The 16,377-nt window shown below is 63.5% G+C and carries 16 protein-coding genes; 5 read left to right on the forward strand and 11 right to left on the reverse strand.

Annotated elements, in window-relative coordinates; translation table 11 throughout:
• Positions 1–611 precede the first annotated feature (611 nt).
• The 3 genes from QF047_RS08340 to QF047_RS08350 all read left to right on the forward strand — a co-directional run bounded on the left by QF047_RS08340 (position 612) and on the right by QF047_RS08350 (position 3,872).
• Positions 612–1,028 (forward strand): DUF1003 domain-containing protein, encoded by a 417-nt coding sequence (locus tag QF047_RS08340; RefSeq protein WP_307275558.1) that lies wholly within the window; start codon positions 612–614, stop codon positions 1,026–1,028.
• A gap of 119 nt (positions 1,029–1,147) precedes the next feature.
• On the forward strand, positions 1,148–1,966 hold the full coding sequence (locus QF047_RS08345) for a hypothetical protein (protein WP_307275561.1): 819 nt from the start codon (positions 1,148–1,150) through the stop codon (positions 1,964–1,966).
• Between the two features lie 196 nt (positions 1,967–2,162).
• The gene (locus QF047_RS08350; RefSeq protein WP_307275563.1) at positions 2,163–3,872 is read left to right on the forward strand and encodes a GAF domain-containing sensor histidine kinase; all 1,710 of its coding nucleotides are present in this window, start codon (positions 2,163–2,165) and stop codon (positions 3,870–3,872) included.
• Between the two features lie 22 nt (positions 3,873–3,894).
• Here the strand turns inward: QF047_RS08350 and QF047_RS08355 are convergent, their stop codons facing one another.
• From QF047_RS08355 to QF047_RS08405, 11 genes are all read right to left on the reverse strand, one after another.
• Positions 3,895–4,575: a response regulator transcription factor gene (locus QF047_RS08355; protein ID WP_307275566.1), complete on the reverse strand. Its 681-nt coding sequence runs from the start codon at positions 4,573–4,575 to the stop codon at positions 3,895–3,897.
• A 165-nt stretch (positions 4,576–4,740) separates the two neighbouring features.
• On the reverse strand, positions 4,741–6,288 hold the full coding sequence (locus QF047_RS08360; RefSeq protein ID WP_307275569.1) for a glycoside hydrolase family 32 protein: 1,548 nt from the start codon (positions 6,286–6,288) through the stop codon (positions 4,741–4,743).
• 7 nt (positions 6,289–6,295) lie between these two features.
• A complete protein-coding gene (locus tag QF047_RS08365) occupies positions 6,296–7,183 on the reverse strand; it encodes a carbohydrate ABC transporter permease (RefSeq protein WP_307275571.1) in 888 nt (295 codons plus the stop codon).
• 1 nt (position 7,184) lies between these two features.
• Positions 7,185–8,153, reverse strand: a complete 969-nt coding sequence (locus QF047_RS08370; RefSeq protein WP_307275573.1) for a carbohydrate ABC transporter permease — start codon at positions 8,151–8,153, stop codon at positions 7,185–7,187.
• A 77-nt stretch (positions 8,154–8,230) separates the two neighbouring features.
• Positions 8,231–9,526 carry an extracellular solute-binding protein gene (locus QF047_RS08375; protein WP_307275576.1) on the reverse strand — a complete coding sequence of 432 codons (1,296 nt, stop codon included), beginning with the start codon at positions 9,524–9,526 and terminating at the stop codon, positions 8,231–8,233.
• Positions 9,527–9,653: 127 nt separating this feature from the next.
• Entirely contained in the window at positions 9,654–10,676 is a 1,023-nt protein-coding gene (locus QF047_RS08380) for a LacI family DNA-binding transcriptional regulator (protein WP_306633892.1), read from the reverse strand.
• Between the two features lie 108 nt (positions 10,677–10,784).
• Positions 10,785–11,315: a DUF2087 domain-containing protein gene (locus QF047_RS08385; protein WP_307275581.1), complete on the reverse strand. Its 531-nt coding sequence runs from the start codon at positions 11,313–11,315 to the stop codon at positions 10,785–10,787.
• A 23-nt stretch (positions 11,316–11,338) separates the two neighbouring features.
• Positions 11,339–12,211, reverse strand: coding sequence for an HNH endonuclease (locus QF047_RS08390; protein WP_307275584.1), 873 nt, complete (start codon positions 12,209–12,211; stop codon positions 11,339–11,341).
• A 149-nt stretch (positions 12,212–12,360) separates the two neighbouring features.
• Positions 12,361–12,537 (reverse strand): CsbD family protein, encoded by a 177-nt coding sequence (locus tag QF047_RS08395; protein WP_306633886.1) that lies wholly within the window; start codon positions 12,535–12,537, stop codon positions 12,361–12,363.
• Positions 12,538–12,676: 139 nt separating this feature from the next.
• The gene (locus tag QF047_RS08400; RefSeq protein ID WP_307275588.1) at positions 12,677–14,266 is read right to left on the reverse strand and encodes a DUF4389 domain-containing protein; all 1,590 of its coding nucleotides are present in this window, start codon (positions 14,264–14,266) and stop codon (positions 12,677–12,679) included.
• 74 nt (positions 14,267–14,340) lie between these two features.
• Positions 14,341–15,201 carry a universal stress protein gene (locus QF047_RS08405; RefSeq protein WP_307275590.1) on the reverse strand — a complete coding sequence of 287 codons (861 nt, stop codon included), beginning with the start codon at positions 15,199–15,201 and terminating at the stop codon, positions 14,341–14,343.
• A gap of 197 nt (positions 15,202–15,398) precedes the next feature.
• On the opposite strand from QF047_RS08405, the gene QF047_RS08410 reads away from it, so the two are divergent.
• Both QF047_RS08410 and QF047_RS08415 read left to right on the forward strand, forming a co-directional pair.
• A complete protein-coding gene (locus QF047_RS08410) occupies positions 15,399–15,611 on the forward strand; it encodes a hypothetical protein (RefSeq protein ID WP_306633880.1) in 213 nt (70 codons plus the stop codon).
• 83 nt (positions 15,612–15,694) lie between these two features.
• On the forward strand, positions 15,695–16,126 hold the full coding sequence (locus QF047_RS08415; RefSeq protein WP_306633878.1) for a hypothetical protein: 432 nt from the start codon (positions 15,695–15,697) through the stop codon (positions 16,124–16,126).
• Positions 16,127–16,377 lie beyond the last annotated feature (251 nt).

The following is a 16,377-nucleotide window of genomic DNA, read 5'->3' on the forward strand; positions in this document are numbered from 1 at the left end:
CGCGGGTGCGCCTAGCCCCCCGCCCGGATGCCCCCACAACTGGATACGCATTTTGAGGATAACCCCGACGGGCGTCATGTGAGTGTTGTGATTCAGATACTTGATTGAATTTTCAGGGTTCGGGTCCTGGCCAGGTTCCCGTGCTCAATCCGCAGGAGCCTTCACCCGCGGATCCTCCTGACGCTCAGTTTGTGCCCATTTGCGGACGTCCGGTCCGTGGCCCTGCGGATGCGGCGCCAGGGCCTGTGGGCATGGCTGCGGCCCTCCGGGGAATCGGGAGCCGAAGCTACCAATGAGGAACCATGCCTGCGGCGCCGCAACCGGAGGAGTACGAATACGGTCAACCCCAGCCAGGCGAAAGCCGCACCGAAAATCAGCATCATTGCCGGGATCGTATCCATGCTCAAGTGTAGGTGCGAGTCCGGAAGGACGTCCTACTCGTTTCGTGGGGTGCTGACTACTCAGATACCCGGCGTGGGAGCGCGGAGTACCTGCATCCTGAGGCGTTGTTGACAGAACGCCTGCCCGGGACTTTTGCAGGGTCCAACCGGCACAGGTTCCACCAGACCGGAGCAAGGAAGGCAGGAGGCTCAACGGGTTTACCCTGAATCATGAATGAGCAGAACGTCACGTGGCATACCCGGCACAAGTCTTCACTGACCAGGGGAGAGCGGGCGGCCGACTACCTGCGAAACGGCATGGGCAGCTGGCCCTTCGTCGGGGGATTCATCCTCTTTATGGTCCTGTGGGCCACCGTCAACACCTTCGCGATGGCCAGTCGGGCATGGGACCCCTACCCCTACATCCTGCTGAACCTGTTTCTATCGATGCTGGCTGGTCTTCAGGGCGCCATTCTGCTGATCGCAGCCAAACGCCAGGATGCCATCGCTTCTGCCATGGCCCAGCACGACTACGACACGGATATGGAGGCGAAGAGTGAAATCGAAGAACTCACGAAGATCAATGAACAACAGCTTCTGATCCTCCGTGAACTTCAGTCGCTGGCCAAGGGCATCGGCAGGGTGTAAGGGTGACGCTTCCCGCGTAGCAGGTACCTGTGCCGGCTGAGAGCAGCAGTGACCAAAGGCCCTATTGGCAAGGGTGCTGGCGTGGTTGAGTGGCCCTCATTCAGGAGGACGGATGCAGTGTGATCACGAACCTTGGCCGCCACAGGCTTCTCTGGGTGCTTATCGGCATCTTGGCGCTTTCGGCAGCAGTCACAGGCGTAGCTGTTCCCGGCATTTACTCCCGCATCGTTTCCCCTGAGCTGTTACCCGGCGCCTACGCCCAGGACCTCATTTCAGCGGTTGTTTCGGTTGCGTTGATTCTCCTTGCCTGGACGAGCCGGGACGGCCGGCCAAAGGGGCAGATCCTGCAGCTGGGGCTGCTCGGTTACCTTTTTTACGCCTACGGAATCTATGTCATCGAACGGGCGTACAACGGGCTGTATCTCCTGTACATGGCCATTTTTGCGCTTACGTTCTGGGCGCTGGTCAGCGCGGGAATCTGCCTGAGAAGGAACACCCATGTGCCGGGCCTTCCCGGGGCGCTTCGTATTGCTTCGGCCAGCGGGGCGCTCCTGCAACCGATGATCTTCTACCCGCTATGGATTGCCATGCTCCTGCCTTTGATGAGCACCGGCAACCAGATTGACTCCTTGTATTCCATCTACATTCTTGATCTCTGCTTCATCATGCCGGCGTTCCTGCTGCTGGCGGTTTTGACTTATCAGGCCCATGCCTTGGGCCTGCTCCTGTTGCCGGCCATGTACGTCCTGGGATTCACACTCATCTTTTCCCTGGCACTCGGCGAATTGGTAAAGCCCCTGTGGGATTTCGACTTCAACACCGCCGCTTTTTGGACGTCACTGGCTCTCTCCTTGTTTTTCGCCGTCCTCGGCGCCCTGCATCTGGCACGCCTGGACCTTCAGCCGTCACCTTTTCCCGCCCTGGCTGCGAAGAAGTGAAGGCCAGGGAGCGTGCTATGAACCGATTCTTTACCCGGTTCCTCACTGACGCCGCCCTGCGGAGTCAATATCCGGCGCCTGCAGCCTCCAGAAGCCGCCGCGCCCTAGTTCAACCTTCGTGACAAAGGTACTCTGTATCCCACGGCACCAACTGGCATGACGGTCCGGCTGGAATCTTCCCTTGAGAGGCTGCGCGATGGGCGAGCCAATCCATGCCTCCAGCGACCGGCCCATCTTCGCCGGAGCCAGGATGGACGAGCTGCTCACCGGCTTTGTCGACCAGGCCGGCGAACTGCTGAATGCCCAGCAACGGATGCGGGGTCTCCTTGAAGCGGTCGTCGCCCTGGCGGAGGACCTAAGCCTGGAGGCCGTCCTTCAAAGGGTGGTCAACTCCGCATGCACTCTCCTGCGAGCACGGTTTGGAGCGCTGGGAGTCATTAACGAAGAGCATGCTTTGAGCCACTTCATCACCGTTGGCATCGATGATGAAACGGGGCGGAAGATTGGCCCCCTGCCCACCGGGCATGGCGTTTTGGGTTTGTTGATCCGCGATCCCAAGCCGCTCAGGCTCCATGACCTTAGCCGGCACCCCGAAGCTTACGGGTTTCCGAAGAACCATCCGCCCATGAAGTCATTCCTGGGCGTGCCCATCCGGGTGCGTGACTCCGTGTTCGGCAATCTCTATCTGACGCAGAAGGAAGGCGGCGGAGACTTCACCGACGAGGATGAGGACCTGGCCCAGGCACTTGCCGCGGCCGCCGGCGTCGCTATCGAAAACGCCAGGCTGTACGACGATTCACGCCGGAGGACCCGGTGGCTGGAAGCTTCGATGGAAGTAACGAGAAGGATGATGGCCGGGGACACGCAGGAGGGCGAGGAAGGGGCACCGGACATGATTGCCGGACGGGCGCTCCGGGAATCCGCCTCGGAGTTGGCCCTTCTTCTTGTCCAGGAACACGCGTCCGAGTTATTCCACGTGACAGGAGCTGCGGGGGAAAGGTCATCAGAATGGGCCGGGCGCTTTCTGGCCCTGACATATCCGGAGATCCGGGGGGTTATTGACACAGGGAGAGCAGCGGTGATTGAAGACGCTGCGACAATTCTTGGGCAGGACGCCGCTGCGAAGTCAGCGCGGCTCCTGGCCCTGGATCTCAGTACCCACGGCACCCATCACGGGCTCCTTGTCCTGCTCCGGAAGCGAGCGGAAGGCACCTTCAGGCCCGCAGATGTTGAGATGGGAACAGTCTTCTGTTCCCATGTCGCAATGGGGCTGGAACTTGCACGGGCACGCCAGATGCGCGAACAGCTTGCCGTGTTTACGGACCGGGACCGGATCGCCCGCGATCTCCATGACCTCGTAATCCAGCGGCTGTTCGCCGCAGGACTCAGTATCCAGAGCCTCCAGCGTTTCAACTCCAGTGAGTCCCTGGCCAGGACGATTGCGAAAGTCACGGCTGAACTCGACGAGACCATCCGTGAACTCCGAAACACGATCTATTCCCTGAGCAGATCATCGGGCGAGGTGGAGCTGCTCAGCAGCCGCATCCTGCAAACGGTGCGCTCTGCCACACAATCGCTGCCCTTCGTACCCCACCTCACGATGACCGGGCCGGTCGACGACATCCGCGACGAGTCGACGGCGTCCAATGTGCTGGCAGTTCTCACGGAAGGTCTGAGCAACGCGGTCCGGCATGCGGGGGCACGGTCCATCAGCATGTCGATTGCTGTTGGCGAGGGAAGGCTAACCGTTCGCATCAAAGACGACGGCGGCGGCTTCTCCATACCCGGGGCCGGGAACGGCCTTTCGAATATGGAGCACAGGGCGCGCGCCCTCGGGGGCAGCTTTGAGATACACAGCTCGCCGGGCCAGGGCACCGACGTGGAGTGGACCGTCCCGGTCTTCTAGGCTGACCAATCCGGTGGGCGCCCTACTGGCCGTGTCCCGCGTTGTAGGCGACATGAACCGCCGCCTGGGTCCGCCGCTCAAACCCCAGCTTTGCCAGCAGGGACGACACGTAGTTCTTGACGGTCTTCTCCGCCAACTGCATGCGTTCCCCGATCTGGCGGTTCGTCAGGCCTTCGCCCACGAGTTCCAACACGCGCAGCTCCTGCGGTGTCAGCGAAGCCAGTTTCGGGTCTGCTCTGGCAGGCTTCGCCAGTCCCTGGATAACCCGTGCCTTGAGGTCGGCACTGAATAAGGATTCCCCGCGTGCTGCCCGACGCAGCGCCCCCGTCAGGTCCATGCCGCCAATCTCTTTGAGCACGTAGCCGGAGGCCCCGGCGAGGACTGCGCCCCTGAGTGCCTCTTCATCGTCGTAGCTCGTCAGGATCACGCAGTTCAGCATCGGGTCGACGGAGCGGACGTCACGGCACACTTCGATCCCGGTTCCGTCGGGCAGCCGGGCATCCAGCACGGCAACGTCCGGGCGAAGGGCCGGAATACGGCGCACCGCCTCGGCGGCCGAGCCGGACATGCCGACGACGACGAACCCCTCGCTCTCCAGCAGGTCCTGGAGCCCGCGCCGGACAAGTTCGTGGTCATCGAGGATGAACACCCGGATACCCGTGCCCGGCGCCGGAACATTGCCGCCTGATGCTTCCGATTCCATGCCAACCCTTCCCGGTCCAGGGCCTGCCCGTCGGGATGACCGGTGCAAATCCTCTTACCACTCATCCTTGGGGAACCCTGATGGGCGCACAAGGGTCCTTTGTCACGAGGCTGTCCGTGTCGCGGGCGTGAGGTATGCGCCGGTGTCCCCAAAGCCGGCGGAGGATTAGCAGCCGACGACGGCGAGCGCCACGAGGTGCGCGCCCTCACCTTCGGCGAAGACGGCCAGCCCCGTGCTCGCCTCAGCGGGAAACACCAGGTCCGTGATGGTGGCGAGCCCGTCCTGGGCGAAGACCTCCACTGAGCATCGGTCAAGGTAGATGCGGAGCCGAAGGCGTCCTTCCTGCAGCGGCACGGCCACGGTTTCAACAGAGGGGAAGGCCTCGTGGAAGCCCGCGTCCCCCGACTCCCGGCGGTCCAGCCGCAGCATTCCGTCGGCCACGTCATAGTTGAGGAGCGTGCGTTCGGCGCCGCCCGCCCTGACCGCCAGCCCGACACTGCCCGCCGTACCCGGTTCGAACTCCGCATCAATCCGCGCCACTGCTGCAGTCACAGGGAGTTCCAGAACGCCCGGTGCCAGGCGCTGCGGTCCGACGCGGAAGCTCCCAGGGTCTGATTTTCCGATGGGGTCGATAGCCACCTGCCGGAGCACCACCTTCCCGTTGACCCGGGCCAGTGAGACTTCCCGGGGCAACGACATCGCACTGCGCCAGCCGCCGGTGGGAGTGGAGCCGGCATAGTCCCAGTTGTTCATCCAGCCGATCATGATCCGGCGGCCGTCCGGCACGTTGCTGAACGAAACGGCGGCGTAGTAGTCGCGTCCCCAGTCCAGCCAGGAGTAGTCCCGCATCCGGCTGTCGTCCCGTTGGAGGCCCTCGGTGACGGTCTGCTCGGACCGGAACGTCACGCCGTCGAACGCTCCCAGGAAGTACTGCCCGGCTGAGCCGCCGGCGATGCCACCGGGATTGATGTTCACGATGAGGACCCACTTCCGGTCCTCCGGATTCCCGTCCACGGGCAGCTCGAAGAGGTCCGGGCACTCCCATACTCCGCCGGTGGCATTGGCGGGCCCGAAGGTGCTCAGGTGCTCCCAGGTTTTCAGGTCGGCGGACTTGTACAGCACTGCCTGGCGCCGCACTGCTTCGACGGCGACCATCACCCAGTAACTGCCGGCGGCGCCGTCGTACCAGAAGACCTTGGGGTCACGGAAGTCCGCGGACGCACGGTCCAGGACGGGGTTGCCCTGGTACTTCGTCCAGGTCAGGCCTTCATCGAGGCTGTAGGCGAGGGATTGTGCCTGACGTCCGGCCCGCGGGGAGGCGTCGCTGTAAGCGCTGGTGTAGATGGCAACCAGCGGGGGAGTGCCCGCAGTGCCGAAGCCGGTGGTGTTGCGCGCGTCGAACACGGCCGAGCCGGAGAAGATCGCTTCGTGTTCGTCGCAGGCGATGGCCACCGGCTGCTCTTCCCAATGGGCCAGATCCCGGGAGGTGGCGTGGCCCCAGGACATGTTGCCCCAGTCCGTCCCGAAGGGGTTGTGCTGGTAAAAGAGGTGGTAGGTGCCGTTGAGGTACACCAGGCCGTTGGGATCGTTGAGCCAATTGCGTTCGGAGGTGTAGTGCCATTCAGGGCGGAAACGGTCCGTTGTGGGAACGGCCAGGGCGGCAGGTGCCGCAACCGCGGCGGACGCGGCAGCCGCCGTCGAGATTGAGTTCATGTTGCAGTTAGCCCTTCACGCCGCTGGAGGCGATGCTGTTGACGAAAGAACGCTGGAAGGCGATGAAGAGCACCACCACCGGGACCGTGATCAGTGACGCATAGGCCATGACCTCGCCCCAGGAGACGTTCAGTTGGAAGAAGTACTGGATGCCGATCATCACAGGCCGCAGCTCCTCGGACTGGACCACCATGAGCGGCCAAAGGTAGGAGTTCCAGGCCGGCAGGAACGTCAGGATCGCCACGGTGGCGGTGGCGGGGCCGGAGAGCGGCATGACCACCTTGCGGTAGATCTTGAACCAGCCGGCGCCGTCGATGCGCGCTGCCTCGTCCAGTTCCTTGGGGATGGACTCGAAGTACTGGTGGAACAGGTAGATGGAGAAGGCATTGGCGATGAACGGAATGATCTGAACCTGGTAGGTGTCCAGCCAGCCCTTGGAGAACTCCAGGCTGAAGCCGTCGAGCTCAAAGTAGGGCAGCTGGTTGACCCACCACACCAGCGGCAGGGCGAGGGTCTGGAACGGGACAATCAGCGTGGCCAGGATGGCGCCGAAGACGATCCGCTTGCCGCGGACCTGCATGCGGGAGAGCGCGAAGGCGCACAGGCTGTTGATGAAGATGCCCAGCACCACCGTCACGGCAGAGACCCCGATGGAGTTGATCATGAACCGGGCTGCGGGCACACGGTCGAACACCGCGGCGTAGTTATCGAGTGAGATGTTCCCGATGGGCAGGAACGCCGCCACGGAGGACATGTCACCGAAAATCTGCTGGTCCGGCTTGAGGGAGGACACCAGCATGAACACAATGGGGAAAACTGCGACGGCAGCGAACAGGACGCGCACGGCCATGGTTCCGAAGCTCCCCAGCTTCGCGGATGTGAGGGTCGGCATCATGTCAGTCCTTCTCTCGGGTCAGGTAACGCTGCACTGCGGAAATCAGCAGTACCAGGACGAAGAATACGAGCGAGATAGCCGAGGCGTAGGAGGTTTCCTGCTGCTTGAATCCGGACCGGACTGCCTCGTAGATGATGGTGGTGGTGGAATCCAGGGGGCCGCCCTGGGTCATAACGCTGACCTGGTCGAAGAGTCCCAGTGCCTGGATGGTGATGGTGACCAGCACCAGGCTGCGGGTGTGTTTCAGGCCCGGCCATGTCACATAGCGGAACTGGTGCCAGCGGCTGGCGCCGTCCAGCTGGGACGCCTCGTACAGTTCACCGGAGATGCTCTGCAGTCCGGCCAGCCAGATGATCATGTGGAACCCCGCTGCCTGCCAGATGGACAGGGCGATGATGGCCGGCATGGCGGTGGCGGGATCATTGAGCCAGTCGGCGCCCTGGATGAGCCCGAAGCTGAACGTAGAGAGGAGTTCGTTGATCAGCCCTTCGCGGCGGTACATGAACATCCAGAGCAGTGACACCACCACCATGGAAGTGACCACGGGCAGGAAGTAGAGGGTGCGGAAGAAGTTCACGCCGCGGAACTTTTTGTTGATCAGCAGGGCCATGGCCAGTGCAAGGGCGGACTGCACCGGCACTACGACCACCGCAAAGTACGTCACGTTCAGCAGGGCCCGCCAGAATGTGGGATCGGTGAAGAGCCGGGCAAAGTTGTCCGCCCCCACATACTCCACAGGCCGCGGGGAGACCAGGCGCGCGTTGGTGAAGGCCAGGCCGAAGCCCAGGATCGCCGGCAGGAACACAAACAACAGCAGCAGAACGGCGGCAGGGGCGATCATGCCCCAACCGCTGAGCTGTTCGCGGAGGAAACCAGGGCGGGGGCGGCGGCGCCGGGTGGGACCGCTGCTTTCCTTGACGTGAGCCGCAACGGCCTGCGGTGGACGGGTGGGAAGTGGGCTGAGGGTCATGGGAGTCTCCTTGACAGGACCGGGGGTATGACGACGGCGGCACCTGCCGGCCGGCGTCGGTACCCCCGGATCTCTGGCTATTTCTGGTAGCCGCCGTTGGACTTGATGTTGGCGTCAATCGCCTTGGCTGCCTTGTCCAGCGCGCCCTGCGGGTCCGCTCCGGCAAGGATGTCCTGGGTTGCCTTGCCGAATTCGGTGGCAATGAAGGGGTAAGCGGGGGTCTCCGGCCGCATCACTGCGTAGTTGCGGGAGAATTCCATGAAGATGCGGTTGGCGCCGCCCTCGGCGAACGCGGGGATCAGGGCCGCGGCTTCATCAGTGGCGGGGATGCCTCCCGTTGCCTTGATGACCGAAGCCACGTTTTCGGGCTTGAGGGAATAGGACAGGTAGTCCATTGCGGCATCCGCATTGTTGCAGCCGCTGGTGACGCCCCACTGCCAGGAAGCTCCGCCGATCTTGGGCCCGCTGCCCAGGTCCACCGTGGGCATGACCGCGAGCTCATCTCCCAGGGCCTCCCGGGCTTTGTCCCCTGCCCAGGAACCGGTGTAGAGGATGCCGCTCTTGTTGTTCAGGAAGTCCTGGGTGGAATCCTTCCCGCTCTTCGTAGCCATAAAGCCCTGATCCGCCAGTCCGCGGAACCACTTGGCCCATTCGACGGCCTTGTCACCATTAAGGGCTCCGTCAGCCGACTGGTAATCCTTGCGGTTGATCAGGTCTCCGCCGAAGGACTGCAGGAACGGCGAGTACGCATAGGGCAGCCATTCGCCCGTTCCGGCAGTACCCATGTCCAGCGGGTAATCCCATTTACCCAGCGCCTTGAGTTTGGTCAGCGCGTCCTGGAACTCGTCCTTCGTCCATGGCTTCTCAATCGTGGCGGCGCGGACGCCCGCCGCAGCGAGATCAGATTTGCGGGCAAACATGGACAAAGCGACGTCGCCGTACCCAACGGCATAGGTCTCGCCCTGCCACTTGGCAACGGTGCTGGGGAGGTTCTTGGAAAGGTCCGCGGACAGTTTCAGGGGCGTGAGGTATTGCGCCCACGCCCAGTTGGGAACGTTGGGCCCGTCAATGTCCGCGATACAAGGGAGGTTTCCGGCCGACGCGGCCCCAACGACGGAATCGTTGTAGGACTCCTGCGGGAAAGCCTGCACCTTGATCTGCGCCTTCGCACCGCTGCTTTTGTTATAGGAGTCCACGATCGCCTGGGTCGCCGCCAGTTCCGCCGGGTTTCCGGCGGCGTGGGTCCACATGGTGATCTCTTTCGGGCTTTCGGTTGTGGCCGAGGAACTGCCTTTGCCGCAGCCGGCGAGGCTGGCAGTGAGGGCGGCTGCGGCTATGCTGGTCGCCAGGATCTTCGTGAACTTCTTGTTCATGGTCAGTCTTTCTGTTTGGACAGGGTGATTGATGGGGTCCTGCTGGGAACGCGGCCGCTGCAACGGCTGCGTTCCCTTTTTTCTGGGAAAGCTTTCGGGGCTGTTCCTGGTGAGGTACGGCCCTGGCTCAGTTATTCGGTGGAGCGACGGAATCCCGCTTCACAAGCGGGCAGGCCACCTTCTGGTGCACCCGTGGTGCCTCAGGGTTCTCGAGTTCGTCGAGGAGTTTCAGGACAGCCCACCGGCCCATCTCGTAGTGGGGGAGGGCCATCGTGGACAGGCCCGGCCAGAGGCCGTCTGCGATGAGTTCGAGGTTGTCGACGCCGACAATTGAGACATCGGACGGAACCTTCAGGCCAAGGTGGCCGGCCGCTTGGTAGGCGCCCATGGCCATTTGGTCGCTGAAGCAGAACAGGGCGGTGGGTCTTTCTGCCGCGGATAGCAGCTTCAGTGCCGCTTCCCGCCCGCCGGCGGTGCTGGGATTACTGGTTATCAGGCCGTTCACGGGCAGTTGCAGGCCGTGGCGGGCCAGCCCGGCGCGGAAGCCTTCGAGGCGTCCATGGGCGGCGGGGATGTCGTCCTCATTGTTGATCATGGCGATCCGGCGGTGGCCCGCCGCGACCAGGAGTTCGGCGGCGGACTCACCGGCGCCGAACTCATCCGGCACTACAGAGGACAGCGCGGTGTTGTCCGAGGTGGCGTCCAGCACGATGGTCGGCATCCCTTGAAGCTCGCCTGGGACGGATACCCGCTGGTTGTACATGCGGGCGTAGATGACGCCGTCCACCTGGTGCTGCTGCAGCGCCCGGATTTCCTGCCGCTCCAGTTCGTTGTCGAGGCCGGAGTTGACCACCATCAGCAGGTGCCCGTGTTCGGAGGCGGCGTCCTGGGCGCCCTGGATCATGGCGCCCGCGAAGGGGGTGGTGGTGATCTCGTCGCTGACCAGGCCCAGGATCCGGGAGCGCTGGTTGCGCAGCCCACTGGCCAGCCGGTTCGGAGCGTAGCCAAGGTTCCCGGCTACGGCTTTGATGTGCTCAACGGTCCCGGCGTTCACCCGGGAGCTGTGCGTTTCGCTCAGGGCATGCGACACCGTGGTCACTGAGACGCCTGCCGCTTTCGCTACGTCCCGGATGTTCACCTTGGTCGCCATTGACTTCGTTCCTTTGCAAAACGTTTTGTATGTTACTTGCATCACTATATGCAAAACGTTTTGCAGCCGTCAAGGGGCAGTTCGGTCGATCAAGGAGCAGCGGGTGCTTCAGTCCCGTGATTCTTCCGGCCGGGAATAGGAGGAACCTGAGGCTGTGCGTTCCAGCAGGCCAAAATCCACCAGGTAGCGGCGAAGCAGGACAACATCCTCGGTATAGCTGAGGAGCCGTTCGTTGACCTGCCTTTCCGTCAGATTTTCACCGGGGCCGATTGCCTCGCTCGCAATCCAAGCGAGGAGCTCGCGCCGCTCGGCCATGTTGGCCGGATATCTTTCAATCTTCCCCAGCCGCATGAAACGGTCCGTCCCGGTCTGCGCCTGCCGTCGGGGGTGCTGGGCAAGAAGTTGCCGGAAGATGGCTTCACGTGCCGCCAGTTCGCCGGAAGCGTTCTGTTCCACGAGCCCCGACTCAAGCAGGGCGGCAATGGCCCGGTTTCGCCGGTGATCCTTCAGCCCGGCGAGCACTTCCGGTGGCTTTGCCCCGAGGACTATTTGTGCGTACGCGGTCCGGGCGTCGTTGTTGGCCAGGGCGGCCAGCACGCGGCGCCAGTGCGGACCGCCGTACCTCGTTTCCCTGGTCATGCTTTCTGCCTTAGTCTGATCTCTTATGCTTCGGGGCCCTCGAGGATCCGCCGGGCATCCTCCTGGGCTTCGAGGGACAGGTTGCCGACTACCTCGCCCCTCATGTGCCCGGCGGCGGAGATGATGTTCCGGAGCTCCGAAACAGTGCGCGGCGAGCTCACCCCGTGGTGGGCCATGGCGTGGCAGTTGGGACAGAGCGGCACGAGGTCAGCGACCGGATCCAGCTGGTAGCCGCTCCCAAGCATCGCCGGCGGTACGGCGTGGTGCACTTCAACGGCATCCGTACCGGCTTCCCCATAGGAAGCTTCGAAGGAGAACCCGCAGGCTGCGCAGGACGTTCCATGGAAGGCCAGGCATACCCGGCGTGCATCGGCATCCCGCTCGTAGCGGTTCACCTCAATCCTGGTGACAGCCTCCGGCGGGCAGGTTCCCGGAACCAGCTGGGCGCGCCCGGTGGCCGCCGGCCCTTGCTCCCGCCACAGCTGACGAAGGCCGGGCTCCGCGGACAGCGGAACGGAGAGGCTTGGGAGACTCATCGCGGTGCCCCAGGGTATGCCGGGAACGGCTCCGCACAGGGTGTCCGGACGAATCTGTTCGCCCAGGGGGAGCAGCGCGTCGAAAGCGATGCTGACATGCCAGCCGGCGGCTTCGGGTTTCCCGGGCCGGACGGCCTGATAGGACTCGGACATCACTATTCCGTGGCCAATCAGGCCGGTGCCTGCGTCACTGCTGCCCTGCAGCAGGAGCCAAACGTCTGTTTCGGGCAGGATGTCGAGGTGGTGGTCAATGGTCCATCGGTCCAGGGACCGGCCGGACTCTGCCACCTGCTCGACGGCGGCGCGGTAGTCCCAGCGGTCCCCTCGGCCCGGGCTCCAACCCAGGATTACTCCAGCCACCGCCCACCTCCCGTGTTACTGAGACTATATGCAGACCGGCGGGACGTTTTTCAAGGTGTATGAACGCCCGCATTAGTGGGGATGCGCGCCGCCCGGCACGACGGAGGGCGCACCCCGCGTACGGGATGCGCCCTCCGTCTATAGCGAGGTCAGTCTTTCTTGAAGGCGTCCTTGACCTTTTCTCCGGCCTGCTTCAGATCGCCTTTGGCCTGGTCTGTCTGGCCTTCGGTCCGCAGGCTCTCGTCACCCGTGGCGCTGCCGGCGGCCTCCTTGCCTTTACCGCCGGCCTTTTCAGCTGCGTTCTCGATTTTGTCGCCAAGTCCCATGGTGTTTCCTCCTCTGGTTGGCGGCCATTCATCGGCCACACCTCCATACTAAGCATGCTTAGGATGAGGATTTCAAGTCATGGACGTTCAGGAATTCTCTTCGGGCGTATGGACTACCTGCACAGGGCACCAACTGTGTTCATCTCAGCTCCTCATTTATCGGGTCGGCGAAGGGGAGCGGCGTTCCACCGAGCGGGCCGCCGTCCTCAGGCCGGGCAAGCTCGCGTGGGCCTTGGTCAAGCCGGAACGGCGGGTATTCGTCCCGCATCAGCGCCGTGTAAGCCGCGACGCGGTAGATCCAGCGGTTGACGCCAAGTATCAGATCGAACAGCGGCCGCAGGTACCGGCCGGTGAAGAGCAGGGCCACGGCGGCTATGAGGACCAGCAAACCCAGGAGGGACAGTCCGCGTCCGCGCTCATATGTAGCCCCGAAGTCTCCGGCGTCCGCCCGCCAGGTCCATGTCGCTCCCGCCAGCACCGCAACAATCAGCAGATGCGGGATCGCCAGGAGCCACCATTTGATGAGAACCAGTCCGCGGGATAGCCGCTGCGGGTAGTCGACCTCGAAGTCGGCAGGATAGCTGGTCCGTGCCAGGGTGAAAGGCGGGTAGAGGTCTGTTCCTACGGCAGCATAGGCATAGAAGGCCACCCGCCAGTTCCACCGCAGGACACCGACGTTGAAGTCGAAGAGGGGCCGCGGGTAGTGGCCGGTGAACAGAATGGCGAACCCTGCCACGATGGTGGTCACCGCAAACGCAAACCAGAGGAAGAACAGCACAATGAAGTGGGGTATGGCCAGGAACCATTTCACCAGCCACATCCAGCGTGACAGGGCCGGATCGAGTTCGCCGACGAGCCGGGCCGGGTAAGGGGCCCGGTCCGCAGGTGGCACGGCGAGCGGATGCGCGGGCGACTGTACTCCCGGCGGCATCGCCGGTGGCATCATGGCCCCGGGGCTCTGCGGCATCGACGGTGGCATCGCCGCCCCGGAACTCTGCATATTTCCGGGTCTGCGGCTGCCGTACGCTTCCGGCCCGGGACCGCCGGGAGGCGGGCCGGCTTGCCGTCCAAGTCCCATGGCTCCCAGCACCAGCAGTGGCACCCCGATCACCAGGGCTGCAATCCCGCCCACCAGCAGGCCGCCGGCTGCCGGTCGAATCAGGTCGGAACGGAAGCCGGCCTGCAATTGTGCATCTACTCCGGGGCTGGCGTCCGCGTTCATCAGGACGATGGTCCAGCTGCCGGCCGCCAGGTTCCACGTAATTTGCTGCTGTCCGGGGCCTGATGCGGACGCCTTCCAGAATTTTTGCTCTGCCGGGGGAGTGGGCACGTCGGTGCCGGGAATGTCGCGGTACTCGGCACGGAACGGCGACCGCTGCACGTCGAGCAGCTCCGAGTGGTGCACTCCCGACAGGTAGCGGTCGGCGTCGGCCTGGGAGGCGATGCCGATGAAGACGGCCTTGCCGGGATCCATTGCGGTGGCGCGCAGCCGAAGCGTTCCGACGTCGAAGGGCAGGCGGGCGGGAGCGCCCTCGCCCATCGCGTCAAGCCGGGGCGAGGTCAGGGCGAGGGACCCTACGGAAAGGCGCGCGGTGCCTGAGTTGAGGTATCCGTCTCCCTGCGCCGATCCCACGACTGAGGCCACGGCGCCTCCAGCAACAGCCGCAAGGCCGAGGAGTGATAGGAGGATCCCAAGAATGAGCATTACTACTGAACCGGTCTTTTTCATGATGCCAACCTGTGATGGAGGAATAGGGGCAGACCTCAACGGAGAAGCGAAAGGCCGCGGAACCTGCCCTGGTTTTAGTTGTTGTGTGGCTGGATACGGGTAATGACGGTGGGGCAGGGGAGGTGCTTGAGTACTCCATGCGCGGTGGACCCGAGCAGGAGCCGCTCGATGCCGCCCCTGCCGCGGCTTCCCACAACGAGCAGCGTCGCTGCTGCGGCGGCCTCAACCAGCGATTCCACCGCTCCCCGGTCAGGTGTAAGGACCTGGTGGACCACCAGGTCCGGATAGTTCTCCCTCAGCCCGGCCACTGTTTCGGAAAGAACCACGCGTTCCTCTTCCACCATGAACCCAGCCAGGCTGACGGGCGTGACTCCGGCGTCAACTACAGGATCCGGAGCGTTGATGGCATAAAGGACAGTCAGCTCCTGCCCGTCCCGGTCAGCTTCGGCCGCGGCGAAGGTGACCGCCTGCGTTGCTTCCGCGGAGCCGTCGACGCCGACTACCACTCCGGACCGGCCCTCACGATTCTGTGTTCCCACCACAGCCACGGGTACCTTGGACGAGGCGGCCACCTGAAGCGCGCGGTCGGCCAGGGTTCCGCCGAGATGGAACCCTCCCGAGCCGACCACCAGCATTGCCGCCTCGCTGGAAAATTTCGCCAGCGCGCCTCCAATGCTTCCTGTCAGGAGTTGGGTGGTCACACTTATCGGCAAGGCGTCACGCACCCGCACGGCAGCAGACTCCAGGAGCTTGCCACCCGCCTCCTCGAGCACCCCAATAAACGGGTACGGTTCGGCCACCCACCGGTCATCCACCACGTGCACGATCAGCAGCGGGAGGCCGGCGCGTTGGGCACGGCGTGCAGCCCAGAGCTCCGCTGCCTGGCTCTGTGCCGAACCATTGGTGCCGACCGCGATCGGCTTACGAGTTGTCATGGCCAGTAGTCCTGCTGTTGTCGGGGGCACGGTCACACTAAGACTGGGACCATGCCGGAAGGAGTTGTAGGGCCAAAGGTCACGGTTCCGGCGGGACCCTGCCCTGCCTCGATTCTTCCCCGCCCGTGCGCCGGAGAGTACGCTTAAACCACCGCTAGGACTATGCGGCCACTGTTGCACATGAGGTGTTGAGTTTCGTGGATCCGGGAACAGTTCTGGCGCTCGCCGGCGGATACGTCGCAGCTTCCATCGGAGTTTTCCTCCTGTACTCGCCGGTTCTTCTTCTGATGGTGGGGCTGTTGCTGGCTGCGGGCCTGCTGCAACTGCTGGCCTGGCCGTTTATTGTCCTGATCCGTAAACTGCGCCGGAAGCCCGAACGTCCGCAAGACAGTTCGTGGCTCCTGCACTGAACCAGGAGAGCGGTTCACACGGCACCCCATTCGTCAGTATGCTTACTATTGTTGGCAAAGCCGGTCACGAGAAAGGCAGCATCATGACGGAACAGAACTTGCCTGACGACGAGCTTGAGGTTGTCGAGGAAAACGACGTGCTTCTGGACGAAACCCCCGGCGCGGCTTCCTCCCTGGAGCTCGACCCGGTCACCACCGGTCAACCCGACAGCTATCCGGGAGCGGCGGAGAACAATCCGGACCGCTGGCAGGAGGATCCGCTCCTCCAGGATGAGGTCTCCGGCGAGGAGGAGGACTTCCTCAGCGACCAAACCCTGCGTGATGACATGAAGGCCACCCGCGACGGCGCCGGCAATGAGCAGGTGCCGGCCACTACGCCGACCCTTGGCGAGGCGGTGGCGGACGTGGACTTCGGCGAAGAGCCGACCGGCCTTGAAGCCGACGCCAGCGATGACCAGGAAAACTTCGGCGGATCCCCGCTCAGCGAGTTTGAGCCCGACGACCTGGACCGTTAGGACCGGGGCTAAAATAATAAGCAGACTGATGAATGTCGGTTGGCAGGATCAAGGTTGAAGGAGTTTCACATGAACTTGGGAAGCATGATCAGGAATGCCGCTGGACGGGTTTCAGGCAGGAACGGAACCGGCGGTACAGTCCGGGGCCGCGGAATGAACACTACTGGCCGGACGCCGAACACCACCGGCGCCACGGGCGCAAGGCCCGGCGGCATGGCCCATCGAATCATGGGAATGCTCAGGCGGCACTG

It is taken from the genome of Arthrobacter sp. W4I7, assembly GCF_030816215.1.
Classification (GTDB): domain Bacteria; phylum Actinomycetota; class Actinomycetes; order Actinomycetales; family Micrococcaceae; genus Arthrobacter; species Arthrobacter siccitolerans_A.